We start from the raw sequence: 24791 nt of genomic DNA, 5'->3' as shown, positions 1-24791 counted from the left end.
GGTCGCGTAAAGTTAGAGGATGAGGCGGACGATTTCTGAGTGTCTATGACAGAATTCGACCGCCTCAGCGAACGTACTGCGTGGATCGACTTGTCGTTTGTGGAACGAAATCGAACTCCGCGATGGGTAATTGAAGTTGGGATCCGCTGTCACTTAGCCGGTATGTCACTTCGTGAGGTGAGTAAATTTCTTGAGAAATTCGGGATCAGTCGAAGCCATGTCGCTGTTCATAATTGGGTTCATAAGGCAGATCTACAGCCGATCTCGACCGTTTTGGAGGATCAACTAGCGGTCGACGAAAAGATGATCCGCCTTCACGGGCAGAAATTCTGGCTGTACGGCGCGGTCGACCCATATACTAACGAAATCNAACCGCAAATAAACAGACAACGCGGTGGTTTCTCACCGAGCTACACCGGCGCTATCAACTCGACAACGTCGAATTTCTCGTCGATGACGCAGACTATCTCGGACCAGTTCTTCATGAAGATAGCTATCGATTTCAAGTCATTCGACATGGAAATCGGAATGCTATCGAACGTGTATTTTGGGAGATAGAAAGACGAACATCATCGTTCGCAAATAGTTTCAGCAATGTCGCGCTCGAGACAGCTCAAGACTGGCTCGAAAGCTTCGCCGTCTACCACAATTCACGCCAAACTTAACGCGACCGACGGAACGTTCGACGGTAACGCGCCGTCCGGTCACTGGAGCCGCTTTGTCGTCTCCACGAGGGGATGTCGCGCGTAGTCGACGATCTCGATGTCGTCGACGACGCGGAGCCCCTCCTTCTCGGCGGTCTTCGCCATCCCCAAGTCGACCGTGGTCTGCGGGACGATCACGTACGCGTCCATCGTCTCGATGCCGGCCTCGCGGGCGGCCATGGCCCGGTGGTGGCCGTCGGCGAGGTAGAGGGTACCGCCGTTGTCAATGACGACGAGCGGCTCGGCGAGCCCGTGTTCGAGTTCGTACTGTCTCCCCTCCAGTTCGTCGGCGTACACGCGGGCCTGCGTCGGCGTCAGGTCCGCGATCGCCACCTCGCGGCGCTCCTCGTCGAGGTCGACGCCGTGGATCTGTTCGAGGGTCCGCATCAGCTTCCCGACCTTGCCGGGCGTCGCGCGCTCGATCTGCGAGCGGACCACGTCGGTGTTCGAGATGATGCCGACGAGGTTGTCGGCGTCGTCGACGACCGGGAGCCGCTGGATGCCGGACCGCAGTATCACCCGCGCCGCGTCGGTCACCTTCATGTCCGGGTGCGCGACGATCAGGTCCTCCGTCATCACCGTGAACACGGGCGCGTCGTCGTCCGCGAGCAGCAGGTCGCCGGCGGAGACGAACCCCTCGACGGTCCGGCCCTGCGTGACCGGGAACCCGTTGTGGCCGTCGCTGTCGGCCATGCGTCGCGCGACGGTCGCCACCGTCTCGTCCGGGCTGACCGTCTCCACCTCGCGGGTCATGTACTCCCCGACGGTCGGTTTTCCGCTCATCGTTCGCGGTAAACGCCCCCGGGATAAAAGAGGGTGTGGGAGCGGGAGCCGCGTCCGGCGGGCGACCGCCGCTACCTCCCGGTCGGTTCCCACGTCACCTCCTCGCCGGGGTTCCCCTTCGCGCGCTCGACTCGGGCCCTGAGCCGGCCCTCATCGCCGACGGAGATCGAGACGCGGCGCACGTTCCGCTCGTAGCGCCGGTACTTCCCCCGCTCCGCGTCTATCGCGACGTGTTCCGTCACCAGGTCCAGCTCGCTGAGCGTGTCCAGGCGCCGGTAAACCGTCGACATCGGGATGTCACACCGCTCGACGACCTCGGCGACCGAGGCCGGCTCGTCGAGCAGCGACAGGATGGTCCGGTTCGTCTCCTCGCTCAGGGCGTCGAGGAGCCGCCGGGCGAACCGCGACCCGTCGACCGTCGAGCCGGCGTCACTCATCGCGACCGTCCGGCGGCGCGGGGTCGCCGCGCCGGCCTCCATTCCGGTCTCCCGTGCGTTTCGCCGCCAGTTCGGCGTGAGGATCGCTCATTGCGCACGATTGCGCGCACAGCGGCTAGTGTGTCCGTTTGTCGTGGGACAACCGCCGGCGTTCGGCCTCGCTTCCGGGGCGGACTCAGCCGCCGCCGTCCGCCTCGCCGACTTCGATGGGGACGCCGATCATGTTCCCCCACTCGGTCCATGAGCCGTCGTAGTGCCGCACGTGGTCGTACCCGAGCAGCTCCTCAAGGACGAACCACGCGAGCGACGACCGCTCCCCGATCCGACAGTAGACGATCACGTCGTCGTCGGGGGTGATCCCCCGCGACTCATACACGTCGGCGAGCTCCGCAGGTGGTCTGAACAGGCCGCTGGGACGGACGTTCTCGGCCCAGAACACGTTCGTCGCGCCGGGGACGTGGCCGCCCCGCATCGCCCCCTCGTCGCTGCCGGGCGGCTTCGTCACCTCCCCGCGGAACTCCTCGGGCAGGCGCACGTCGACGAACTCCGTGTCGCCGCCGATCGCCGCCCGCACCTCGGTGCGGTCGGCTCGGACCTCCGGCTTGGCGGGGGCGTCGGGCGCGTCGCCGTACGTCACCGCGGGCGGGTCGACCGGCTCGGTCGTGGTCGGGTAGCCGTGCTCGACCCAGTACTCGCGACCGCCGTCCATGATCCGCACGTCCGGGTGGCCGTAGTGGGCGAGCTGCCAGTACAGGTGGGCCGCGAACCAGTTCCTGTTGTCACCGTAGATGACGACGGTCGTCTCCTCGGTGATCCCGCACGACTCGAGGAAGGCGGTCATCTCTGCCGGGGAGAGGATGTCGTGCGCCTCCGCCGACCGGAGGTCGGTCCGCCAGCCGACGCCGACCGCCCCGGGCGCGTGACCCTCCTCGTAGAACGAGGCGTTGACGTCGACCTCGAGGAGCCGCAGGTCGGGCGCGTCGGCGCGGAATCGGTCGAGCCGCGCCTCCACCCAGTCGGGCCCGACGAGCACGTCGGTCGGATATCCGTCGCCTCCGGCGGCGTCCGTCGGCGTTCGCTGCTCGTCGTCGGTGGGAGTGTCAGGGGTCATGATCGTTGGTCGGCGAACCGCTTCGCGAGCTCCGCGGTCGCGCGTCGGAGCCGGTACGACACCGTCGAACGCGGCTCGTCGAGCTCCGCCGCGAGCTCGTCGAGCGTCGCCTCGCGCGGCGTCTCGAAGTAGCCGCGCTCGACCGCGAGCAACAGCGTCTCGCGCTGTTCGGCGCGGACGTCCGGTCGGGAGAGCAGTTCGCTCTCCCAGCGGTCGACCTCCGTCAGGTGCTCGAAGGAGAACGAGCGCCCCTCGCCGAGCCGCGCGGACAGCGTGTCGTACAACATCCCGATCTTCGAGTCGTCCTGGACCAGCACGCGCCATCGGACGGTGTCTCCCGAGCGCGTCTGCTCGAAGAGCGCGCCGCCGTCGACATACTTCGCCGCGATGAGCGGGACGGACTCGCAGTAGTCCACGTCGGTGAGGTAGGTGTACGTCACCCGCCGCCGCCGCTCGTCGGTGAGCAGGCTCGTCGTGCGGGCCGCGCGACACGTTCGACCGCTGATCGACTCGCGGTCGACGGACTCGTCCAAGAGCAACTCGTCGACGGCCGCGAGGTCGGCCGCGTCGCCGGTGACCGATTCGAGCTTCCACAGCTCCGCCGGGTCGAGACACGAGTATGTCGCCTCCGATTGGAGGGAGCCGCGGTCGATGAACAGGTCGACGTACTCGTCGACGCCGGGTTCGTACGTTATCTCGAAGCTGAAGTCGTACATCTGGCGGTGGACTGGTTCGGTCGTGGGGTCGCGGTTCGCGGGGTCGGCGGCTCCGGAGTCGGCCGAGCGACCGCGGTCGGTCGCGGCGCGGCGGAACCTTGTCCTTCGACAACGCGTCTGATACGGGCCCGACGCACTTACGTTGTCTCGTATGGGAACCTCACGTTCCGGGCGCGGGGTGCTGACCGCGCTCCGAAACCGGCTCCTGATCCCGGCGGCCGTCGCGCTCGCCGCCGGGATCGGAGGAATCGCCTTCGGACTCGCCCACGACGACACCGTCACCGCGCTCGGCGCGTTGCTGTTCTTCCCGAGCGCCGCGCTGCTGTTCGGCATCGCCGCCAAGCGCCGCGGCGTCGGTCCGTTCGGATCGTCGCGCCAGGGGTCGGACTGACGCTCCGCGCGACGCGCTCCGCTCACGTCGCCTCCCGAACGCGGGTCGCGACGAGTCGATCGACGTTGAACATGAACACGGCGACCGCGGCGAGGACCGTCGCGAAGTAGACGACGAGCTGCGGCGGCCCGGACGCGGCCCCGCCCGCGACCGCCCCGCCGAACCCGACGGCGACGAGCTCCGCCCACGTGACGAGCACGCGCGAGAGCAGCGACGTCCCGACCGTCGACCGCCGAGCCGGCGCGCTCGCCTCGGAACCCTCGCTCATCTCAGTACGCCTCCTCGGCCGTTATCGGACCGCTAAACGCCGAGTAGAGGACGGCGAAGTACGCGACGACCAGCGGCAACAGCAGGGCCGAGCCGATCGACATGAGGTTCAGCGGCAGCGTCGAGACGACGGCCTCCCCGACCGTCGCCCCCGTCGCCGGGTCGATACGCGGGTACATGAGCACCCCGACCACGGCGATCAGGCCGTAGGTCAGTCCCCCGGCCGCCGCGAGCGCGACGAGGCTCGCCCCGCGTCGAAGCGCGACGGCGTAGCCGGCTCCGAGCCCGACGGAGGCGGCGACCAGCGCGATCACCGGCGGCGACAGCAGCGCGTCGACGCCGGCCGGGAGGCGAGTCGCCAGGACGCCGAGGGTCGCCACGACCGCGAGGAGGTACGCCGCGACGGCCGCGACACCGATCTCCGTCACCGTCTCGGGGAGCGCCTCCCGGACCTTCAGTCGGAGGAACGCGGCGCCCGAGACGACCGTCAGCGCCGTGACGGCGACCCCGGTGACGACGCCGACGAGCGTGAGCGACCGGGGGCTCCCGACGAGCCAGTTCCCCGCGAACGCGCCGAGGAGGAAGGGGGCGAGGACGCTGCCGGCGACGAACGACCGACCCCACCACCGGTGCCACCGCGCGTCGTGCCGCTGCTCGTACATCTCCGGGGCCAGCCCCCGGAGGATGAGGGCGCCGAGGATGCCGAACATCAGCAGGTAGTGGCGGCTGAACAGCCCCGCGTACACCGACGGGAACGCGGCGAACAGCGCCCCGCCGAAGACAACGAGCCATACCTCGTTGCCGTCCCAGAACGGCCCGATCGCCGACAGCACCGCCTCGCGACCCTCGTCGTCGGAGAGCGTCGCGAAGATCGCACCCGCGCCGAAGTCGAAGCCGTCGAGGAACAGGAACGTCCCGAGCAGGGCGAACACGAGCGTCCGCCTGTCCGCTCGGGCGGTGTAGATGGCGGCGTTCAGTCCGGTCGGTCCCCCGCCGACGATCGCGATTCCTGACATTTGTATTGCGCAATACCAACTATACTAACTTATGTATTCCGACCCTCTCAGTTCATCTGAATTGACGGTGGTCGCCACACGCGGAGTGGATGTAGTGTTTCTTGAGATATTTAGCGTGTATACTGAGCGGTAGCCGTTATGCCGCCTTCCTCCCTGTCCACCAGATTCCGATGCCATTCAGCGAGTTAGTATTGTGGGAATTCAGAAATACAGGGTACGCGCCCACACAGTCTCTCCGGCGAACGGCCGAGACCAAGTTAGCCGCCGAGCGGCGGGCAGAAATCCCGCAACTGCTCGCGGTGCGGTAGCTCAGGGGAGCGAAAAGTGAAAGAACCCGGGCGGCGGAGCGCGGAGCCGCTTACTGCGGGCTCGGGCTGGACGGGCCGGAGACGTTGCCGTCCTTCAGCGCCGACCCGGTGATCGACTTCAGCCGGGCGACGAGCGAGTCCTTCTCGGCCTCGCCCTCGAGGGCGATGTCGAGGACCTCGCTGATGTGCGAGACGGGGATGACCTCGATCATCTCCTCGTACTCGTCTTCGATCATCACGTCCTGCTCGTTGGCCGCGGGGATGATCACCCGGTCGCAGCCGGCCTTCGCGGCCGCCTCGATCTTGTGGGTGACCCCCCCGACTGGGAGCACGTCGCCGCGGACCGACAGCGAGCCGGTCATCGCGAGGCTCTGGTCGACGCCGACGTTCTCCAGCGCGCTGATGACGGCGGTCGCGACCGTGATGGACGCGGAGTCGCCGTCGACGCCCTGCTGGCCCGTCTGGATGAACTGGATGTGGATGTCCTTCTCGGAGATGTTCTCGTCGGAGAACTTCTTGATGATCGCCGAGACGTTCTGGACCGACTCCTCGGCCATCTCCTTGAGCTGACCGGTGGCGATCACCTGTCCGCCGCCCTGGGTCGGCGTCACCTCGGCCATCACCGGGAGCATGATCCCGGAGTCTTCGCCCATCACGGCGAGGCCGTTGACGCGACCGGCGACGTAGCCGTCGGAGACCTGGAGCTCGTAGTCCTTGCGGCGCTCGATGTAGTCGTCGGCGAGCTGCTGCTCGATGGACCGGGAGCGGCCCTTCGCCTGAAGGACGTGCTCGCGGGTCGTGATGTCCGCGTCCTCGCCGCGAGCGATGTCGCCCGCGACGCGGACCATCCCGCCGAGGTTCCGCATCTTCAGGGTGAGGTGGCCCTTACGCCCCGAGCGGCGCTTGGCCTCGAGGATGATCTCCTCGACGGCCTCCGCCGAGAACTCGGGCAGACGGCCGTCCTTCGCGACCTCTTGGGCGATGAACCGGACGTACTTCCGGCGCATCTCCGGCGTGTCTTCGATGGTGTCCTCCATGTACACCTCGTAGCCGTACCCCTTGATACGGCTCCGGAGCGCCGGGTGCATGTTCTCCATCGCGTCGAGGTTCCCGGCCGCGATCATGACGAAGTCCGTCGGGACGGGCTCGGTCTGGACCATCGCGCCCGAGGAGCGCTCGGACTGGCCCGTGATCGAGAACTCGCCCTCCTGGATCGCCGTCATGAGGTGCTGCTGGCTGCGGATGTCCAGCGTGTTGATCTCGTCGATGAACAGCACGCCCTTGTTCGCCTTGTGGATGGCCCCCGCCTCGACGCGGTCGTGGCTGGGCGTCTCCATCCCGCCGGACTGGAACGGGTCGTGCCGCACGTCGCCGAGCAGCGCGCCGGCGTGCGCGCCGGTCGCGTCGCGGAACGGCGCCGTCTTCGTGTCACCGTTGTTCACCAGCAGGTTCGGGATCATCGCGTCCGACCCGCGGTTGAGGTAGCGGAAGACGAGGTAGACGACCCCCGCGGCGATGATGCCGACGAGGATCTGGCCGACGATGATGAGCGCGTAGCCCAGCACGACGGCGATGATGATCCACATGAGGAGCGACCGCATCTGGTTGCGCTTGCGCGCCTCCTCGCGGTGCGCCTCGACGATCTGGTCGCCTTTGCCGGCCGGCACGGTCCGCACTTTCGGCTTGTTGCCGTCGTCGGGGTTGTGGTACACCAGGACGTCCTGAAGCTCCTCTTTAGGGAGTAGTTCGGACATCGCCTTCGCGAGCATCGACTTGCCGGTCCCGGGCGAGCCGATCATCATCACGTGGCGACGCTGCTTGGCCGCCTTGATGATCACGTCGCGGGCGTGCTCCTGTCCGATGACTTGGTCGACGAGCCGGTCCGGTATCTCCAGTTCGGCCGTCGTGTCGATCTTGAGCCCGCCGAGGAGGTCGTCCTCGTCCGGGTCCTCGTCTATCTCGGCGCCCTCGACCTCGACGGTGCTGCCGAGTTCGTCGATCCCGCCGTCGTCGGCCGGATCGGCGGTGTTGCCGTTCGCGTCGGAACCCTCGCCGACGATCTCGGTCTCGTCGAACCCGTCCCCGTCGTCGACGACGACCCCGTCGTCCCAGGGGTCGTCCCCGTCGTCGGGGTCCGCGGCCGACTCCCCGTCGGAGTCCGCGGTCGGCTCCCCGCTGGCGTCGTCGACGCCGGGGTCGGTCGCCGGACCGTCGTCGGGCTCGGGATCGCCGCGCGTGGCGTCCTCGCCGTTCCCCGCCGGACTCGAGTCGTCGACGCCGCCGTGAGGCGGTTCGTCGGGGTCGTCGGCCGTCGGGTCGTTCGTGTCCTTCTCGTTGCTCATAGAATCGGGTGTCGCTATCGAAAAGGACGGGTCGGCTACTGATATACTTTCTCCCCCCGGAGCCACCGGGGCGGAGGCACCAGACGCCGTTTTGAAGGCGTATGGCCGCCGATCTCGGCGTACGAGCGTTCCCACGGGGTTTATAAATGACGCCGACGGTACGTAGATTCATGCGGGGGTTCTACATCGGCCGGTATCAGCCGTTTCACGACGGCCACCGACACATGGTGGAAGAGATCGCGGCGGAGGTCGACGAGCTCGTCTTGGGGATCGGTTCCGCCGGCGACTCCCACACCACTCGGAACCCCTTCACCGCCGGCGAGCGCGTGATGATGGTGACGAAGGCGGTCGAGGAGTTCGACCCCACCACCTACGTCGTCCCCATCGAAGACTTGGACCGCAACTCCGTCTGGGTGAGCCACGTCCAGAGCATGACACCGCGGTTCGACGTCGCGTACTCGAACAACCCGCTCGTGGTCCGCCTGTTCGAGGAGGCCGGCGTTGAGGTGCGCCAGTCGCCGATGTTCCGCCGCGACGTGCTTGAGGGGACGGAACTCCGCGAGCGCATGATCCGCGGCCGGGACTGGGAGGACCTCGTCCCCGACGCCGTCGTCGACGTGATCCGCGAGGTCGACGGCGTCAAGCGGATCCGTCGGATCGCGGAGACGGACGCGAACGGCGACGGGCCTTCCGACCAGTAGCGCGGCGGTCGCCGCCCGGGCGTTTTAACCGCCCGCCGGCCCCGACACCGGATATGATCACGCTCACCTCGGACTTCGGGTCGCCCTACCCCGCCGCGATGAAGGGAGTGATCCGCCGGCACACGGACGCCGAACTGATCGACGTCGCGCACGACCTGCCGCGCGGAGACCCGCGCGCGGCGGCCTTCTGGCTCCGCTTCGTCCTCCCGGAGTTCCCGCCGGCGGTCCACTGCGCCGTCATCGACCCCGGCGTCGGCACCGACCGCGACGCGCTCGTCGTCCGCGCCGGCGCGCACGTCCTCGTCGCGCCCGATAACGGCCTCGCGATGCCGCCGGCACGGGCGCTCGCGGGCGACGAGTCGGACGTCGAGGCATGGACCGTCGCGGTCGACGACCCCGCGAGCGAGACGTTCCACGGCCGCGACGTGTTCGCCCCGACCGCGGCCCGGATCCGGGTGGCGCTCGACGACGAACTATCGGCGTCGGACGGCGACCCCGACGCCGACGCGGTCGCCGAGACGCTCGCAGGGATGGAGGACCTCGCGCCCGCGAGCGACCCCGTCGACGTCAGCTTCCCCGAGCCGAGCGTCGAGCGCGACGAGGGGAGCGGGGAGGGAGCGGCCGACGGTGCGGCCGGCGACGGTGACGTGACCGCCGTCGACGGCGAGGTGCTCGCGATCGACCGGTTCGGCAACGTGATCACCAACGTCCCCGGCGAACTGGTCCGCGGCCGCGACTGGGTCCGCGTGAACGGCGACCTCACGCCGGTCGCGGAGACGTTCGGCGCCGTCGACCCCGGGGAGCGCCTCGTCACCGTCGGGAGCCACGGCTACGCGGAGTGTGACGTGAACGACGGCCGCGGCGACGGCGCGTTCGACCTGCGTCCGGGGGACGCGGTGCGGTTCGTCCCCGACAGTGTCAGCCTCTGAGCAGCGAGAAGAGCGTCGTCCCTACAGCTCGACGCCCGAGGGGATCAGGCTCTCGCTGCGGAGCAGGTTCCCCTCGTGGTCGTACACGAGGAAGGTGTCCTTGTCGTAGGCGACGAGCCGCTCGCCGTCGACGTCGATCTCGACGCGGTACCGGGCGTCGCCGTCGTCGGTCGCGTCGCGCGCGGCGTGGATGAAGGGGAGGACGTCCGTCGCCGTCTCGTTGAGTTCGAGAACGAAGTCGCCGGTGTACCGGTTTGTGACGCCGACGACGCCCTCCGGGTCGTCCGCCTCGCCCAGCGGCTCGCGGAGCCGGAAGGCGACGTCGATCTCGTCGGCCGTGAGCAGGTCGCCGTCGCTCTCGCCCCCGGAGAGCCGCTCGCGGAGCAGTTCCTCCGGCCCGTGGAAGTCGATCCGCACCAGTGGGGGCGACCTGGAGCCGGCGCCGCCGTCGACGCCCTCGACGGTCAGATCGAAGTAGTCACGCCGCATTTCGTATTGAATCGTTTGCGGTCCGGCCGTATCAACGTAACGGGCGGATCGGCGATTCCGAACCCCGGACGCCTGACGGCCGGGGCTCCGCCCGCCCGGCCTCGCTCGTGATAATCGTCGGGGGTAGTTTAACTTCCCCCCGCCATTATATCGCGGTATCCATGGCGAGTGACGCCGGCGGGAGCGACCTCGGCGATCGGATCGAGGACCTCCAGCGGCGCCTCTCGCGTGCGTGGGAGCTGCTCCAGGGATCGACGCTCGACGTCCGCCCGTTCCGCCCGGGCGAGGACGGCCCGCTCGCGTCGTTCGTCGTTCCCGAGGACGAGCGCGAGATCGACCGGTACTGGGTGAACGCCCCGTACGCGTACGTCGTGATAACCTACGACGACGTCGAGAGCGAACACCGCTACTACGCGGTCGAGCCGGAGTTGGACGCGTTCGAGCGCGACCTCCTCGACCGCGTCGTCGACGACATCCGCGACCCGCTGCTGTACCGCGAGGGGACCGGAAAGACCGACGAGGAGACGCTTAAATCGGAGCTTGAGACGCTGTTAGAGGGGTACGGCGTCGAGGCCGGGATGAGCACGTTCCACGCGCTCGCGTACTACCTCTACCGCGACTTCCGCGGCTTCGGGAAGGTCGACGCCCTGCTGAACGACCGCCACATCGAGGACGTCTCCTGTGACGGGTACGACCTCCCGATCTTCGTCTACCACGACCAGTACACCGACATCGAGACGAACGTCTCGTTCGCCCAGGAGTCGCTCGACAGCTACGTGATCCGCCTCGCCCAGCAGTCCGGGCGCCACGTCTCCGTCGGCGACCCAATCGTCGAGACGACGCTCCCGGACGGGTCGCGCGCGGAGTTGGCGCTCGGCGAGGAGGTGACCCCGCGCGGGTCGGCGTTCACCATCCGCCAGTACGCGGAGGACCCGTTCACTCCCGTCGACCTCGTGGAGTACGGCACCTTCTCGATCGAGCAGATGGCGTACTTCTGGCTCTGTATCGAGCACAACAAGAGCCTCATCTTCGCGGGCGGCACCGCGTCGGGGAAGACCACCTCGATGAACGCGGTGTCGATGTTCGTCCCGCCGCGGGCGAAGGTCCTCACTATCGAGGACACCCGGGAGCTCTCTCTGTACCACGACAACTGGCTCTCGGCGGTCACCCGCGAGCGCCGGTACGAGGGGACGGACATCGACATGTACGACCTGCTGCGCTCGGCGCTGCGCCACCGCCCCGAGTACATCGTCGTCGGGGAGGTCCGCGGCGAGGAGGCGATCACCCTGTTCCAGGCGATGAACACCGGCCACACCACGTTCTCCACGATGCACGCCGACTCGATCGAGACGGTGATCAACCGGCTGGAGAACGAGCCGATCAACGTGCCGCGCGCGATGGTCCAGTCGCTAGACATGCTCTCGGTACAGACGCTCACGCGCGCCGACGACGAGCGGGTGCGCCGCGCGAAGACGATCGGCGAGATCGGCGGCATCGACCAGCGCACCGGCGAGCTCGACTACGCCTCCGCGTTCGAGTGGGTGCCCGACTCCGACACGTTCCGGCGGAACGACTCCTCGCTGTTGGAGGAGATCGCCGACGAGCGCGGCTGGTCCCGGTCGGAGCTGCTCCGCGAGGTCCGCCGCCGCGAGCGGTTCCTCGAACTGCTCTCCGCGCTCGACATCGACGACTACCGCACGTTCACCGCCCTCGTCAACGAGTACTACGCCGACCCCGACCGCGTGATGGAGAAGCTCGACGAGCGCGCCGCCGCGGCCGACGGCGTCGACCCCGACGACCTCACTGACGAGGAGTTCGGCGACGACCGGAACGTCACGGGTGACCCGACGACCGACGCCGCGGAGCGATGATCGAGTACCTCCCCCTCGCCGGTGCGGTCGCGGTCTGCCTCGCGCTCGCGCTCCCGCTCGTCGACGACCGCGCCGACCTGTTCGTCACCCGCGTCGCGCTGTCTGCGTTCGGCGACTACGTGGGGGAGAACGAGGCGCGGCGGCAGGCCCAGCGCGACCGGATGCGCGCGGCCCACGTCGCCGGCACCACGCACCGCGTGTACGCCTCGCGGACCCTGCTGTACGCCGCGGTCCTCGGCGTCGCCGGCAGCGTCATCGGCGTGTACGCGGCCGCGGGCCTGCTCGCCGCGCTCGACGTCGGCGGGGCGGCGATCCGCGAGGCGCTCCCGAGCGCGTTCGAGTTCGTCGCCGTCGTCGCGCGGCTCGCCGACCTCGGGCTCTTTCGGCTGTTCGTCCTGCTCACGGTCGTCTCCGCGACCGTCGGGGCGGGGATCGCGCTCGGCGCGTACGTGGCCCGGTGGCAGCTGCTCGACCAGCGCGCCCACGCCCGCGCGGCGGAGATAGACGCCACCCTCCCCCGGACGGTCGCGTTCATGTACGCGCTCTCGCGCTCGGGGATGGCGTTCCCCCGCGTGATGGACACGCTCGCCGAGAACGAGGCGGTGTACGGCGAGGCCGCCTCGGAGCTGTCGGTCGCGGTCCGCGACATGAACGCCTTCGGGACGGACGCGCTCACCGCGCTCCAACGCATCTCGCGCCGGACGCCCAGCGACGACCTCGCGGACTTCTCGGAGAACCTCGCCTCCGTCCTCGGCACCGGGCAGTCGGTGTCGACGTTCCTCAACGACCAGTACGAGCGCTATCAGGCGGAGGCGGAGGCGAAACAGGAGCAGTACTTGGAGCTGCTCTCGACGTTCGCCGAGGCGTACGTGACGGCGCTGGTCGCCGGCCCGCTGTTCTTCATCACCATCCTCGTCGTCATCGGGCTCGTCTTACAGGACACGCTCCCGCTCCTCCGCGTCATCGTCTACCTCGGCGTGCCGCTCGCCACCTTCGGCTTCGTCGTCTACGTCGACAGCGTGACGCAGGCCGTCGGCGGCACCCAGACCGTCGCGGCGTCGTCGCTCGCCGACCAGGACACCCCCTCGGTCACCGGCGTGCGCCATGCCACGGACGAGCCCGGGGACCGGGGGGACTCCCCGCGGTTCGATGGCGGGACGGCGTCCGGACGCGGCGCGGACGCCGCCGGCGCGGACCGCTGGGCGGAGAGCCGCGAGCGGCTCCGCGTCTACGACCGGCTCCGCTGGGTGCGGCGGCTGGTCGCGTCGCCGGCCGAGACGGTGCTCGCCTCCCCGCGAACGGTGCTGCTCGTCGCGGTCCCGGTCGCGGTCGCCGGGCTGCTCGTCTTCGCGTTCCCGATCATGCTCGGGACGCCCGTGGAGATGGTCGGTCAGATCGACGGCCCGCTCGTCGTCGCGACCGCGTTCGTCCTCGCGGCGTACGCGGTCGCCTACGAGTTCGGCAAGCGTCGGGTCCGACGCATCGAGTCCGCGGTACCCGACTTCCTCGACCGCCTCGCCAGCATCAACGAGGCGGGGACCGCGGTGGTCGGCAGCGTCCGCCGCGTCGCCGACTCGAACCTGGAGGCGCTGACGGAGGACCTCCGCCGGACCCGGCGCGACATCGACTGGGGCGCCGACGTCACGACTGCGCTGCGCCGGCTGGAGCGCCGGGTCCGGTCGCCGATGACCTCCCGGGCGGTCGCGCTCGTCACCAACGCGATCCGGGCGAGCGGCGACGTCGGGCCCGTCCTCCGGATCGCGGCCGACGAGTCGCGCGCAACCTGGTCGCTCCGGCGCGAGCGCCGACAGGTGATGTTGACGTACCTCATCGTCATCTACATCTCCTTCCTCGTGTTCCTCGGGATCATCGCGGCGCTGTCGGTGTCGTTCATCCCGGCCATCGAGGCGGCCGGCGTCCCGGGAACGGGGGGCGGGCTCTCAAGCGGCGGGAGCGCCGGGGGAGCCGTTCCCGGCGGCCCCGGAGGGATCGGAGAGGGGATCGGCGACATCGACGTCGCGGAGTACGAGCAGCTGTTCTTCCACGCGGCGTCGATTCAGGCGGTCTGCTCCGGCCTCGTCGCCGGACAGCTCGGAGAGGGGTCGGTTCGCGACGGCGTGAAACACGTCGTGGTGCTGCTCGCGCTCACGCTCGTCGCGTTCGTCGCGATCGGCGCGGTGTGACGGTCCGGTCGGCATTTATCCGTCGCGACCGAGACGCCGGTATGGACCCGCAGTCGACGTACGACCGCATCGCGGCGCACTTCTCGAAGACGCGGGAGTACGCGTGGCCCGAGGTCGAGTCGTTCCTGGAGGGTCGGTCCGGAACCCTCGCCCTCGACGTCGGCTGCGGGAACGGTCGGCACACGGAGTCGCTCGCGGCGGGCGCCGAGACAGCGGTCGGGGTCGACCTCAGTCGCGGCCTGCTCGACGAGGCGGTCGAACGCGCCCGCGAGCGAGGGTTCGAGGACCGGACCGCGTTCGTCCACGGTGACGCGGGCGCGCTCCCGGTCCGCGACGGCGCGGTCGACCTCGCTGTCTACGTCGCCACGCTCCACCACCTCTCGCCCCGGGCGGCCCGCGTCGAGAGCCTGAACGAACTGGCGCGGGTCCTCGCGCCCGACGGGGTCGCGCTCGTCAGCGCGTGGAGCACGGCCCACGACCGGTTCGACCGCGACGAGGGGTTCGACACGACCGTCGACTGGACGCTGCCGGGCGGCGAGACGGTCCCCCGCTACTATCACATCTACTCGCCCTCGGAGTTCGAGGCGGACCTCGCGGCGAGCGACCTCGAAACCCGGAACACGTCGGTTTCGAGCGGGAACTGCTACGCGGAAGTCTCGCCGCTGAACCTGTAATTATCACGAGGGATATCGGCGGGCGTGAATTAAAGAGCCCCAGTCGAGCGCGTGATCGTAATGGCTGACACCTTCCTCGAACGGGTCCTGCGTCGGGTCACGCCCGGCGCGCTGGCCCGGAGCTACCTCACGAAGTTCCTCGTCGCCCTCGTCGTCGTCGTCCTCGCGATCGGCGCCGTCGGGGCGGTCACGTACGCCGAGACGACCGATCAGCTCGAATCGAACGCGCAGGAGGACTACACGGCCGTCGCGGAGCTGAGCGCCACCGAGGCCGGCGGCTGGACGACCGACCGTCGCGCGACCGTGACGACGGTCGCCGACAACGACGTGTACAGCGAGGACTCGGCCGCCGTCTCGGCGTACCTCTCCTCGCACCTGTCGCGTGCGAGCGACGGCGTGCTGGCGTTCCACTACATCGACCCCGACGACGGAACGGTGCTCGCGTCGACCGACGACGCGGGGGACGACGCCGACCGGGCAGAGGGCCTGACGAGCCAGCCGTGGTTCGACGACGGGCTCCTGCTCGGCGACACGGTCACCACGACGCCGACGTACGAGGTCGACGGGGAGCAACGGGTCGCCTACGTGACCGGAACGCCGCAACGGGAGTACGCGGTCATGGAGGTCTCGGTCGCCCCCCTCGTCGACAGCTTCCGGCAGCCGACGGACGGCGCGTTCACCGCGATCGTCGAGACTGACGGCGAAATCAGCGCGAGCGACCGGGACGGTGTCGCCGGCGAGCGGTACGACGAAGCGGTCAGTTCGCAGCTCTTCGACCAACAGCGCCCGGTCGGGTACGTCTCGTCGACGACGCTCGGGTTCGCGGACGGGGAGGAGTACTTCGTCGCGTACGCGCCGGTCCCCACCGAGAGCTGGTCCCTCGCGGTCAACGTCCCCCTCTCCGAGGCGTACGCCCTCTCGGGGATGATCGGGCGGAACCTGCTCCTCATCGTCGGGGTGGCGATCGTCGGGCTCGGTCTCCTCGGCGCGACGCTCGGCCGCGGCACCGTCGTCGAGCTGAACCGGCTCAAGGGACGGGCGGCGGCGCTGGCCGACGGCGACCTCGACGTCGACTTCGACACGGAGCGGCGCGACGAGTTCGGCGACCTCTCCGACGCGTTCGCGACCATGCGCGACTCGCTGCGCGAGCAGATCGAGTCGGCGGAGGACCAGCGCGAGCGCGCCGAGGCGGCGAAGGCGGAGAGCGAGGCGTTCGCGGAGCGGCTGGAGTCGCGCGCGAACGATTTCGGCGAGACGATGGCCGCCTGCGCCGACGGCGACCTCACCGCGCGGCTCCGCGCCGACCCCGCCGACCCCGAGGCGCTTCGCTCGATCGCCGCGGAGTTCAACGACGCGATGGACGAACTGGAGGCCGCCATCGCGGCGGTCGACGCGTTCGCGGTCGAGGTGTCCGACCGGAGCAACGCGGTCACCGACGGCACGGACGAGGCGGCGGCCGCCGGCCGGGAGACGAGCGACGCGGTCGACGAGATATCCGCCGGCGCGGAGCGACAGAGCCGGCAGCTGGCCGAGGTGGCCGGCGAGATGGAGGACATGTCGGCGACCGTCGAGGAGGTCGCCGCCTCCGCGGACGAGGTCGCGACCACCTCTCGGCAGGCCGACGCGCTCACCGAGGAGGGCCGCGAGGCGGCCGCCGACGCGGTCGGCGAGCTCCACGGGATCGAGTCGCGCTCCGAGTCCGCCGCGGAGACGATCGAGCGGCTCGAAGCCGAGATGGCGGAGGTCGACGCGATCGTCGAGACGATCTCGGAGATCGCCGACCAGACGAACCTGCTCGCGCTCAACGCCTCGATCGAGGCGGCCCGCGCGGGCGAGGCCGGCTCCGGCTTCGCGGTCGTCGCCGAGGAGGTGAAGTCGCTCGCCGAGGAGACGCAGGAGTCCGCCGCCGAGGTGGAGACGCTCATCGAGGGGCTCCGCGAGCGCACCGACGAGAGCGTCGACGAGATGGCGGCGATCCGCGACGGCGTCGACGACGGCGTCGAGGTCGTCGAGGACGCGGAGGACGCGCTGGCCGACGTCGCCGACCGCGTGAGCGAGGCCGACGACGGCGTGCAGGAGATCTCCGGTGCGATGGACGCGCAGGCGCAGTCGGTCAACGAGGTGACCGGCGCGGTCGACGACCTCGCCGGCGTGAGCCAGCAGACGACCGCCGAGGCGACCACCGTCGCCTCCGCCGCCGAGGAGCAGGCCGCCACGCTCGGCGAGGTCTCGGAGCAGGCGCACGACCTCCACGAGCGCGCCCGCGACCTGCGGGAGATGACGGAGGAGTTCGAGGTCGACGCCGAGTCGGCGACCGACGGCGAGGTCGCGCGCGCCGAAATCGGCGACGACGTCGAGGCGGACCGGAGCGACGCGGCCGAGTCGGCGTTCTCGTTCGGAACTGACGGGGAGCCGTCGGACGCCGCCCCCGCGAGCACGGACGGCGGGACCGCCGACGAGGCGATCGAATCGGGCGGGCCGGACGCCCACGGTTCGGTCGAATCGGGTGAGTCGGACGCCGACGGTTCGGTCGAGTCGAACCAACCGGACGTCGACGGCTCGAAGACGCCGGAGCGGCCGCTCGACGAGTAGGCGTCGAGCGAAAGGAGACAGCGGTCGTCCGCGACGACGCTCCGCCGGTTACGTCGCGGTCGGCGGTTCCGTCCCGGTTCAGTCGGCCATCGTCTCGTGGCTGACGTCCCGGTCGTCCGGGAGCGGCGCCACGAGGCGGTACGCCGCGTACAGGCCCATCACGGCGATCCCCGCCAGCACGAACCCGGTGCGGATCTCCGGCGAGATCAACGGCGTCGCGATCACGTCGCCCGCCTCGTTCGTCATCGGGGCCGGAGCGAACGGCTGTCCGGCCAGCGTCTCGACCAGTCCGAGGACCACGATGCCGAACAGCATCAGTCCCGCGCTCAGCGCCCGTGCCGCCGTGTCGATGATATCTGTCATTTTCGGTCACCTCGTTAGCCGAGCAGGTACCGCAGCTTGGGGTGTTGCTTGACGAACGCCGTCTCCTCGATGAGCGCGTCGAGGCCGTAGTAGCGCCCCGCCGCGAGCACGATCACAGTCATGAACAGCATGAGTCCCATCAGGTCGCTGTTGACGACGCCGTGGCCGAACCCGGCGTTGCCGATCCAGAACAGGCTCATGAAGATGACCCCGCCGAACGCGGCGAACCGAGTCAGCGCGCCGGCGATGAGCGCGAGCCCGATGAGGGTCTCGAAGAGGGGGACCCCGGGCGCGATGAGCCACGCGAGGTTGTTCCCCATCCAGACCGGAATTCCGCCGAGGGCGGTCCCGCTCATCTGTTGCATGTACGCCGGGCCGTAGCTGTACGCGAACCCGTCCGTGATGATCTTCGTCACGCCGGCGTGGAAGAACCACCACCCGGTCACGACGCGCAGGAACGCGATCCAGTACGTCGCCCACGGCCCCTCCAGGGCGAACTCGACCTCGCCGACCAGTGGATTGCTCGATTGGTATGACATCGGTGTCACCTCACGGGTGTACGTTGGGTGGCTACACACATATGTCCCGAACAGGGTTCTAAGCGGCTGAAAAGCGTTATCGCGCGCTGGGAGGGGTCCGCAGTATCGGGGTTCTTTAAGTATAGGTTCCCGTCCAGTCGACCGCTCGTCGACGCTTTCCACACCAACACGGAACGCTTATGAAAGTCGTTGTACCTACGTGTAGGTGCGTCATCGACCGACGCGAGCGCCGGTGGTCTAGTGGTAGGACCTGAGCCTTCCAAGCTCATGGCCCGGGTTCAAATCCCGGCCGGCGCACTCCCTGCGGTCGTGCGCCGGCCGACCTCCCGCTCGCTTCGCTCGCGGGAGTCCCGGCCGGCGATTTCCTCGCTTCGCTCGGAAATGCTGAGAAGAGTTTGAACCCTATCAGTCGTCGTCCGCCGCGGGCGCTTCGACGTTCTGGGCGGCCGCGTCCTCGCGCGGCCCGCCGGCGTGGCCCTCGTGGGCGACGGCGGTCGCCATGAGGTGCGGCGAGATGGCCGGCACCTCGTCGTCGCCCACCGGGCCGTCGCGCGCTATCTCCTCGGTCGAGCGCGGGAACTCCCGGATCTCCTTGTGGATCGCGAGGCCCGCCTTCGCGCCCTGCCCCATCGCGACGGGCACCTGGTTGTGGCCCGGCGTGATGTCCCCGACCGCGAACACGCCGTCCTCGCTGGTGCGGCCGTGGTCGTCGACGTCGATGGTGCCGCTCTCGGTCAGGTCGCAGCCGAGCCCCTCCGCCAGAACGGTGTTGTAGTCGGAGCCGTACATCGCGAAGCCGCCGCGGTACTCGCGCCGGGTCCCGTCCTCGAACTCCAGCGCTTCGAGCCAGCCGGAGTCCGGGTCGTTCTCGACGCCCGAGACCTCCTCGTGGACGACCTCGACCGGGTGCGACTCCAGCTGCGCCGCGGTCTCGTCGCTCCACGTCGGCTCCGCGCCGCGCGTCAGGACGTCGACGTCGTCGGTCACGTTCAGCATGATCATCGCGACGTGGGCGGCCGCCTCGCCGTGGCCCATCACGTACACCGGCTCGTCGGCGAACATGTAGGCGTCACAGTGGAGGCAGTAGTGGAGCCCCTTCCCCGTCCGCGGGAGCGGCGGGTCCGGGCGCTCGTCGGAGAAGCCGGTCGCGAGGACGACGCGGTCCGCGATGATCTCGGCGTCGTTCGTCGACAGGCGGAACCGGTCGTCGTCGGTGCGCTCGATGTCGGTGACGAAGCCGCGCTCGAAGGTGCCGCCGTACGACTGTACCTGCTCGCGGCCGGTCGCGAGGAACTCGTTGCCGGAGATGTCCTCGGTGACCCCGATCACGTTGTGCGTGTCGGCCATCATCGCCGCGCGCCCGCCGCCCCGGTCGATCAGCACCGTCTCGTGGCCCAGTCGGGCCCCGTACAGCGCGGTCGTCAGCCCGGCCGGCCCGCCGCCGACCACCGCGACCTCGTACTCGTCGTCGGACGAACTCATTACCATTCGTAGGGCTCCCGACGGTTTAAATTGAAGCGTGTTGTGCGCGGTCGTCGACCAGCCAGCGCCGTCAGAACCGAGACCGGCCCGGCGGACCTCGGGAATGGTCCCCGCCGCTGTCCGGAGATTTATGCCTGCGTGCCGCGTTCGCTCCGTCAATGGCTTCCCGTCTCGCCCTCGCCGTGGGCCTCCTGTTCGTCGGCATCGCGGCCGACGTGGGGACGACGTACGTCGCCCTCACCGGGAGCGAGTACGTCGAGGGGTCGCCCGTCGGCCGCCTGTTCATTTCCCGGTTCGGCCTCCTCGGCGGGATGCTCCTCACGAAGGCCGTCGGGATGGCCGTCATCGGGGTCCCGGTCGCGGTCGCCGGCGGGACGCGGCGGTTCGTCGCGACCCTCATGTGCGCCGGCGTCGGCGCTCTCTCGCTGGCGGTCGCCGCGCGGAACCTCTTGTTTGTCGCCGGACTGTGGCCCTGATCCTCGCCGTCAGGTCACGGCTGAACGCCCGCGCCGCCGACCCCGAGGCGAGCCGACCGACGGCCGCGCCCGCCGCCGACCCCAGTCGTTTTGCGTCGCCGCCCACAGGCGAACGTATGTCACGCCAATCCGCTCCGGCCCCGTCCCCGCCGGAGACCGGACGCGAGGTCGTCACGGAGACGCTCCACGGGGTCGACGTCGACGACCCGTACCGATGGCTCGAAGGCGACGACGAGGCGGTCAGCGAGTGGGTCGACGCTCAGAACGACCACGTCGACGCCGCGCTCGACGACGACATCCGCGACCGGCTCCGGCCGCGCTTCGAGGACCTCGTCGAGGTCGCCGACTACGGGCCGATAACCGTCCGCGAGGGACGCTACTTCGCGACGGTCCGCAAGCCGGGCGCCGACCACGCCCGTCTCGTCGCCCGCGACGCGCCGGGCGGCGCGGACCGCGTCCTCGTCGACCCGAACGCGTGGGCGGCGAACCGCGACGACGACCGCCCGCCCCGGTCGATGGCGTGGTACGTCCCGTCGCACGACGGCGAGCGCGTCGCGGTCGGCGTCACCGAGGGCGGCGACGAGAACTACGACGTACGGGTGCTGTCGGTACCCGACCCGGGCGAGCCCCGATCCGGGTCACCGGAGGCCGAGACAGAGGGGTACGAGGGGTACGGGCCGGGCGTCGAGGAGGTCGCGATCCTCCCGGAGCGCGGTCGGGTCAACGGCGGGAGCCTCGCGTGGGAAGCGGACGGCGACGGGTTCGTCTACGTCGCCACCGGCGGCGCGGCCGACGGCGCGCAGATGGACAAGGAGATCCGCCGTTTCCGGCTCGCTGACGGCCCGAACGAGGAGACGGTGCTGCTCGAACACGACGACCAACACGTCTGGCCGCGCGTGACCGTCGACCCCGACTCCGGACTGCTCGCGGTCGCCTTCTCGGAGATGGTTGGCGGCACCGAGTGGTACGTCCACGTCGACAGCGACCTTCGCCCCGTCCTGACCGACACCGACGCCGAGACGTCGGTCCGGTTCCACGGCGGGACGGCGTTCGTCTCGACCGACCACGGCGCGCCCCGGCGACGGCTGCTCGCCTGCTCCGTCGACCGCTTCCGCGAGGGGAACCTCTCGTTCGAGGAGTGTCGCGAGGTCCTCCCCGGCGGCGAGGGGATCATCCAGTCGGTCGTGCCGACGCCCGAGCGGCTCCTCGTCCACCGACAGCGGGACGCGCACTCCCGGCTCTCGGTCCACGACCGCGACGGGACGCACCGGCGCGACGTCTCGCTGCCGTCGTACTGTTCCGTCACGTGGGTCTCCGGGAACCGCGACGGGCCCGAGGCGTTCTTCGGACTCACCGGCTTCGACAGGCCACCGGCGGTCCGCGGGCTCGACCTCGCTGCTGACCCGGGCACCGAGACCGAACTCGCGTCGACGGATATCGACTCCGTGGACCTCTCGGTCCCCGACGACCTGGTCGTCGAACAGCGGTTCGTCGACTCGACGGACGGCGCCGAGGTACCGATGTTCGTCTGCTACCGCGAGGACGTCGACGTCGACGGTGGGCGCCCGGCCCTCCTGTACGGTTACGGCGGGTTCCGGAACAGTATCACGCCCTCGTTCGGGCGGTTCCGGCTCCCGTTCCTCGCGGACGGCGGCGCGTTCGCGGCGGTGTGCGCCCGCGGCGGGTACGAGTACGGCGAGCCGTGGCACGAGGCGGGCATGCTGGCGGACAAGCAGCACACCTTCGACGACTTCATTTCGGCTGGGGAGGCGCTCCGCGAGTCGGGACTCACCGACGCGGACAGCTTGGCGGTCGCCGGCGGGTCGAACGGCGGCCTCTCGGTCGGCGCGGTCGTCACCCAGCGCCCGGACCTGTGGGCGGCCGCGCAGTGCGCGGTCCCCCTGCTCGACATGCTGCGGTTCCACCGCTTCCTGCTCGGCGAGTCGTGGACGACGGAGTACGGCCACCCGGAGGACCCGGCGGCGTTCGAGTACCTCAAGGAGTACTCGCCGTACCACAACGTCGACCCCGACGCGACGCACCCGCCCGTCTACTTCACCACGGCCGCGGGCGACACGCGCGTCCACCCCTCGCACGCCCGGAAGATGACCGCCCGGCTCCAGAACGAGGCCGAGGGCGGGCCGTTCCTGTTGCGGACGAAGTCGGCGACCGGGCACGGCGTCGGCAAGCCGGCCTCGATGATCGTCGACGAGCAGACGGACTCGTGGGCGTTCCTGTACGAGCGGCTGGGCGTGGCGGTCGGGGGCGACGCGGGAGGCGCCGGCGGCGACCGCGCCGACCGGGATGATGCCGACCGAGACGGCGCCGACCGCTGATCTACTCGCCCTCGTAGAGGCGCTCCGCGGTCGTCGCGGGGAGGTCGGCCTCGCTGACCGCGGCCGCGACGCGGTCGATGTCGTACTCCACGCGACGCGTCTCGACCGCGTCGGTCCCGTCGGCCGTCGTGTCGAGGACGGCGTAGCCCGCCCGCGGGTCGCCGTCGCGCGGCTGGCCGACGCTGCCCGGGTTGAGCACGAAGCCGCCGGCCACCGCGCGGCACCCCTGAACGTGCGTGTGGCCGAGGACGATGCCGTCGTACTCGCCCATGTGTCGGTCGAGGTTCGGGAACTCTTCCGGGTAGACGTAGGCGTCCTCGCGCTCGGCGGCGGGGTGCGAGTGGACGAGCAGGTACCGGTCGCCGGCGAACGTCTCCGCGCGCGGGAGGTCGCCGATCCACTCGCGCTGGTCGTCAGAGAGGGACGCCTTGGCGTGTTCGAGCCCCGCCTCCGCCATCCGGTTGGCACGGTAGCGCTCGGGGCTCTCGACGGTGCGGTCGTGGTTCCCGCGGACCGTCGCGGCCGCGACCTCGCGCACGCGCTCGACGCACTCGGCCGGCCACGGGTTGTAGCCGACGACGTCGCCCGCGCAGTAGATCCGGTCGACGGCGGGCATGTCGTCGAGGACCGTTTCCAGCGCCGGGAGGTTCGCGTGAACGTCCGAGATGAGACCGATCTTCATCGAGACGTGGTTCGATCGGCGGGAGGGAATATGTTGTGGCGAGACGTGTGTCGTGGTAGCAGACCCGTGTTGTCCGGACGGGTCCAATCCACGTTTGAGCGGTCGGTTGGATGAACTACAGCGGTGGCGCGCGCCTCCGAGTGGCCGCCGCAGGCGGCCACGAGGAGCGCGTGCGAGGGACGCCGCGAGCGACCGGAGGGAGTGAGCGGCGAGGCTGGGGTGGTGTGAGGCTGCGGGGCGGTGCTGTGCGGGGTGGGACTCGAAGGGGCAGTCGCGAGGGCGACGCCCGACGACGCAAGCACTGGAACGAGGGAGCGAACGAAGTGAGCGACCGAGTGAAGCGCACAGCGAGTCGCGCGAGCCCTCGCGACTGGGGCTTCGGCGGTGTTCACCACCGATCCGTCGTCGATTATTTATAAAAGAACGGTTGAGGATTCCGTCGTCTCGTTGCCGGCAGCCGACCGGATCTCTTCTTACGCCTTCACCTTCTCGCGGAACCGCTCGCGGACCTTCTCCACCTTCGGCTGCGCGTGCATCGAACAGTAGGCGTCTTTCGGGTTCTTCTCGAAGTAGTCCTGGTGTTTCTCCTCGGCGCGGTAGAACGTCTCCAGCGGCTCAACCTCGGTGACGACCTCGTCGTCGTAGCCGCCCTCCTCGTCGAGCGCCTCGACGTAGTTCTCGACGACGTCGCGCTGTTCGTCGTCGTGGTAGAGGACGATCGAGCGGTACTGGCTACCGACGTCCGGGCCCTGCCGGTTCAGTTGCGTCGGGTCGTGGACGGTGAAGAATATTTCGAGGATGTCCTCGTACGAGAGGGCGTCGGGGTCGTACTCGACCTGGATGACCTCCGCGTGGCCGGTGTTGCCGGAACACACCTCGCGGTAAGTGGGGTCGTCGGCGTGGCCGCCGGCGTAGCCGGAGGTGACGCGCTCGACGCCGTCGAGTTCCTTGAACGCCGCCTCGACGCACCAGAAGCAGCCGCCGCCGACCGTCGCGGTCTCGGTGTTCGTCATGCTACGTCGTTGGCGTCGCAGACGTATTAATGACGCGCGGCCGAAGACGTGGCTGTTGCTGGTGACGGTTCGCCCGTCGGCAGCTACGAGTCATCGATCGTCACGAACGCCTTCGAAGCCCCAGTCGCGAGGCGGGCGCACGCTCGCTGTCGTTCGAAAGGCGCTGCGCGCCTTTCGTGATGACGAGAGAGCTTTGCTCTCGTGAACGCCTGCGCCCGCCTCGCGACTGCCCCTTCGAGTCCCGCCCGGAAGACGTTCCTGCTCGCTTCGCTGCGCGGGCTGCGACTTCCGTGCTCCCGCTCGCTTCGCTCGCGGGAACGCACAGCCCCGCACCTCACACCTCTCCAACCTCGCCGCTCGCTCCCGCCGGTCGCTCCGCGGCGTCC

Annotated in this window: 22 protein-coding genes, 1 tRNA gene and 1 pseudogene; 11 read left to right on the top strand and 13 right to left on the bottom strand. The window is 69.5% G+C overall.

The genetic code is table 11. The annotated features are described in order from the left end of the window. Positions 1-45: 45 nt before the first annotated feature. Positions 46-665: pseudogene (locus tag C463_RS16090) on the top strand (IS6 family transposase). Positions 666-704: 39 nt separating this feature from the next. Here the strand turns inward: C463_RS16090 and C463_RS16085 are convergent. From C463_RS16085 to C463_RS16070, 4 genes are all read right to left on the bottom strand, one after another. Next, positions 705-1487, bottom strand: coding sequence for a CBS domain-containing protein (locus C463_RS16085; protein ID WP_008445904.1), 783 nt, complete (start codon positions 1485-1487; stop codon positions 705-707). A 71-nt stretch (positions 1488-1558) separates the two neighbouring features. Continuing rightward, positions 1559-1924 (bottom strand): winged helix-turn-helix domain-containing protein, encoded by a 366-nt coding sequence (locus C463_RS16080; protein WP_049906058.1) that lies wholly within the window; start codon positions 1922-1924, stop codon positions 1559-1561. Between the two features lie 175 nt (positions 1925-2099). Continuing rightward, positions 2100-3035, bottom strand: coding sequence for a sulfurtransferase (locus tag C463_RS16075; RefSeq protein ID WP_008445900.1), 936 nt, complete (start codon positions 3033-3035; stop codon positions 2100-2102). Next, the gene (locus tag C463_RS16070; RefSeq protein ID WP_008445897.1) at positions 3032-3751 is read right to left on the bottom strand and encodes a helix-turn-helix domain-containing protein; all 720 of its coding nucleotides are present in this window, start codon (positions 3749-3751) and stop codon (positions 3032-3034) included. Before C463_RS16070 ends, C463_RS16075 begins: the two co-directional genes overlap by 4 nt. Positions 3752-3902: 151 nt before the next feature. On the opposite strand from C463_RS16070, the gene C463_RS16065 reads away from it, so the two are divergent. Further along, a complete protein-coding gene (locus C463_RS16065) occupies positions 3903-4142 on the top strand; it encodes a hypothetical protein (protein WP_008445895.1) in 240 nt (79 codons plus the stop codon). 22 nt (positions 4143-4164) lie between these two features. On the opposite strand, the gene C463_RS16060 is transcribed toward C463_RS16065, so the two are convergent. The 3 genes from C463_RS16060 to lonB all read right to left on the bottom strand — a co-directional run bounded on the left by C463_RS16060 (position 4165) and on the right by lonB (position 8075). Beyond that, positions 4165-4410, bottom strand: a complete 246-nt coding sequence (locus C463_RS16060; protein WP_008445893.1) for a hypothetical protein — start codon at positions 4408-4410, stop codon at positions 4165-4167. Between the two features lies 1 nt (position 4411). Continuing rightward, on the bottom strand, positions 4412-5425 hold the full coding sequence (locus C463_RS16055) for a cytochrome d ubiquinol oxidase subunit II (protein ID WP_008445885.1): 1014 nt from the start codon (positions 5423-5425) through the stop codon (positions 4412-4414). 358 nt (positions 5426-5783) lie between these two features. Further along, on the bottom strand, positions 5784-8075 hold the full coding sequence (lonB, locus tag C463_RS16050; protein WP_008445883.1) for an ATP-dependent protease LonB: 2292 nt from the start codon (positions 8073-8075) through the stop codon (positions 5784-5786). A gap of 170 nt (positions 8076-8245) precedes the next feature. On the opposite strand from lonB, the gene C463_RS16045 reads away from it, so the two are divergent. Beyond that, positions 8246-8776: a nicotinamide-nucleotide adenylyltransferase gene (locus tag C463_RS16045; RefSeq protein WP_008445882.1), complete on the top strand. Its 531-nt coding sequence runs from the start codon at positions 8246-8248 to the stop codon at positions 8774-8776. Positions 8777-8829: 53 nt separating this feature from the next. Beyond that, positions 8830-9705, top strand: a complete 876-nt coding sequence (locus C463_RS16040) for an SAM hydrolase/SAM-dependent halogenase family protein (RefSeq protein ID WP_008445881.1) — start codon at positions 8830-8832, stop codon at positions 9703-9705. A 21-nt stretch (positions 9706-9726) separates the two neighbouring features. On the opposite strand, the gene C463_RS16035 is transcribed toward C463_RS16040, so the two are convergent. Then, positions 9727-10194 (bottom strand): DUF5793 family protein, encoded by a 468-nt coding sequence (locus C463_RS16035; protein ID WP_008445880.1) that lies wholly within the window; start codon positions 10192-10194, stop codon positions 9727-9729. Positions 10195-10355: 161 nt separating this feature from the next. Between C463_RS16035 and C463_RS16030 the strand changes: the two genes are divergently transcribed. The 4 genes from C463_RS16030 to C463_RS16015 are packed head-to-tail and all read left to right on the top strand — an operon-like array spanning position 10356 to position 17514. Continuing rightward, positions 10356-12065, top strand: a complete 1710-nt coding sequence (locus C463_RS16030) for a type II/IV secretion system ATPase subunit (RefSeq protein WP_008445879.1) — start codon at positions 10356-10358, stop codon at positions 12063-12065. After that, positions 12062-14248 (top strand): type II secretion system F family protein, encoded by a 2187-nt coding sequence (locus C463_RS16025; RefSeq protein WP_008445878.1) that lies wholly within the window; start codon positions 12062-12064, stop codon positions 14246-14248. The genes C463_RS16030 and C463_RS16025 overlap by 4 nt, the downstream gene beginning before the upstream one ends. 41 nt (positions 14249-14289) lie before the next feature. After that, positions 14290-14922, top strand: a complete 633-nt coding sequence (locus tag C463_RS16020) for a class I SAM-dependent methyltransferase (RefSeq protein WP_008445877.1) — start codon at positions 14290-14292, stop codon at positions 14920-14922. Between the two features lie 60 nt (positions 14923-14982). After that, on the top strand, positions 14983-17514 hold the full coding sequence (locus C463_RS16015) for a methyl-accepting chemotaxis protein (RefSeq protein ID WP_008445876.1): 2532 nt from the start codon (positions 14983-14985) through the stop codon (positions 17512-17514). A gap of 78 nt (positions 17515-17592) precedes the next feature. Here the strand turns inward: C463_RS16015 and C463_RS16010 are convergent, their stop codons facing one another. Together C463_RS16010 and C463_RS16005 are read right to left on the bottom strand one after the other, a co-directional pair. After that, the gene (locus tag C463_RS16010) at positions 17593-17877 is read right to left on the bottom strand and encodes a hypothetical protein (RefSeq protein ID WP_008445875.1); all 285 of its coding nucleotides are present in this window, start codon (positions 17875-17877) and stop codon (positions 17593-17595) included. 14 nt (positions 17878-17891) lie between these two features. Beyond that, on the bottom strand, positions 17892-18416 hold the full coding sequence (locus C463_RS16005; RefSeq protein ID WP_008445868.1) for a DoxX family protein: 525 nt from the start codon (positions 18414-18416) through the stop codon (positions 17892-17894). Between the two features lie 226 nt (positions 18417-18642). Between C463_RS16005 and C463_RS16000 the strand changes: the two genes are divergently transcribed. Beyond that, positions 18643-18713 (top strand) — tRNA-Gly (locus C463_RS16000). 108 nt (positions 18714-18821) lie between these two features. On the opposite strand, the gene C463_RS15995 is transcribed toward C463_RS16000, so the two are convergent. Then, entirely contained in the window at positions 18822-19898 is a 1077-nt protein-coding gene (locus C463_RS15995) for an NAD(P)/FAD-dependent oxidoreductase (RefSeq protein ID WP_008445866.1), read from the bottom strand. Between the two features lie 158 nt (positions 19899-20056). Here C463_RS15995 and C463_RS15990 point away from each other — a divergent pair, with 158 nt between their 5' ends. Together C463_RS15990 and C463_RS15985 are read left to right on the top strand one after the other, a co-directional pair. After that, entirely contained in the window at positions 20057-20374 is a 318-nt protein-coding gene (locus tag C463_RS15990; protein WP_049906050.1) for a hypothetical protein, read from the top strand. Between the two features lie 116 nt (positions 20375-20490). After that, complete coding sequence (locus C463_RS15985) at positions 20491-22710, top strand: prolyl oligopeptidase family serine peptidase (protein ID WP_008445860.1); 2220 nt, start codon at positions 20491-20493, stop codon at positions 22708-22710. Position 22711: 1 nt separating this feature from the next. Here the strand turns inward: C463_RS15985 and C463_RS15980 are convergent, their stop codons facing one another. Both C463_RS15980 and msrA read right to left on the bottom strand, forming a co-directional pair. After that, on the bottom strand, positions 22712-23392 hold the full coding sequence (locus C463_RS15980; RefSeq protein ID WP_008445859.1) for a metallophosphoesterase family protein: 681 nt from the start codon (positions 23390-23392) through the stop codon (positions 22712-22714). A gap of 473 nt (positions 23393-23865) precedes the next feature. Beyond that, positions 23866-24405 carry a peptide-methionine (S)-S-oxide reductase MsrA gene (gene msrA / locus C463_RS15975; protein WP_008445858.1) on the bottom strand — a complete coding sequence of 180 codons (540 nt, stop codon included), beginning with the start codon at positions 24403-24405 and terminating at the stop codon, positions 23866-23868. Between the last annotated feature and the right edge of the window lie 386 nt (positions 24406-24791).

Origin of the sequence: Halorubrum californiense DSM 19288, assembly GCF_000336875.1 — an archaeon.
In the GTDB taxonomy this organism is placed as follows: Archaea; Halobacteriota; Halobacteria; order Halobacteriales; family Haloferacaceae; genus Halorubrum; species Halorubrum californiense.
The sequence above is the reverse complement of the archived record's forward strand: the minus strand, read 5'-3'. Positions and strand labels throughout refer to the sequence as shown.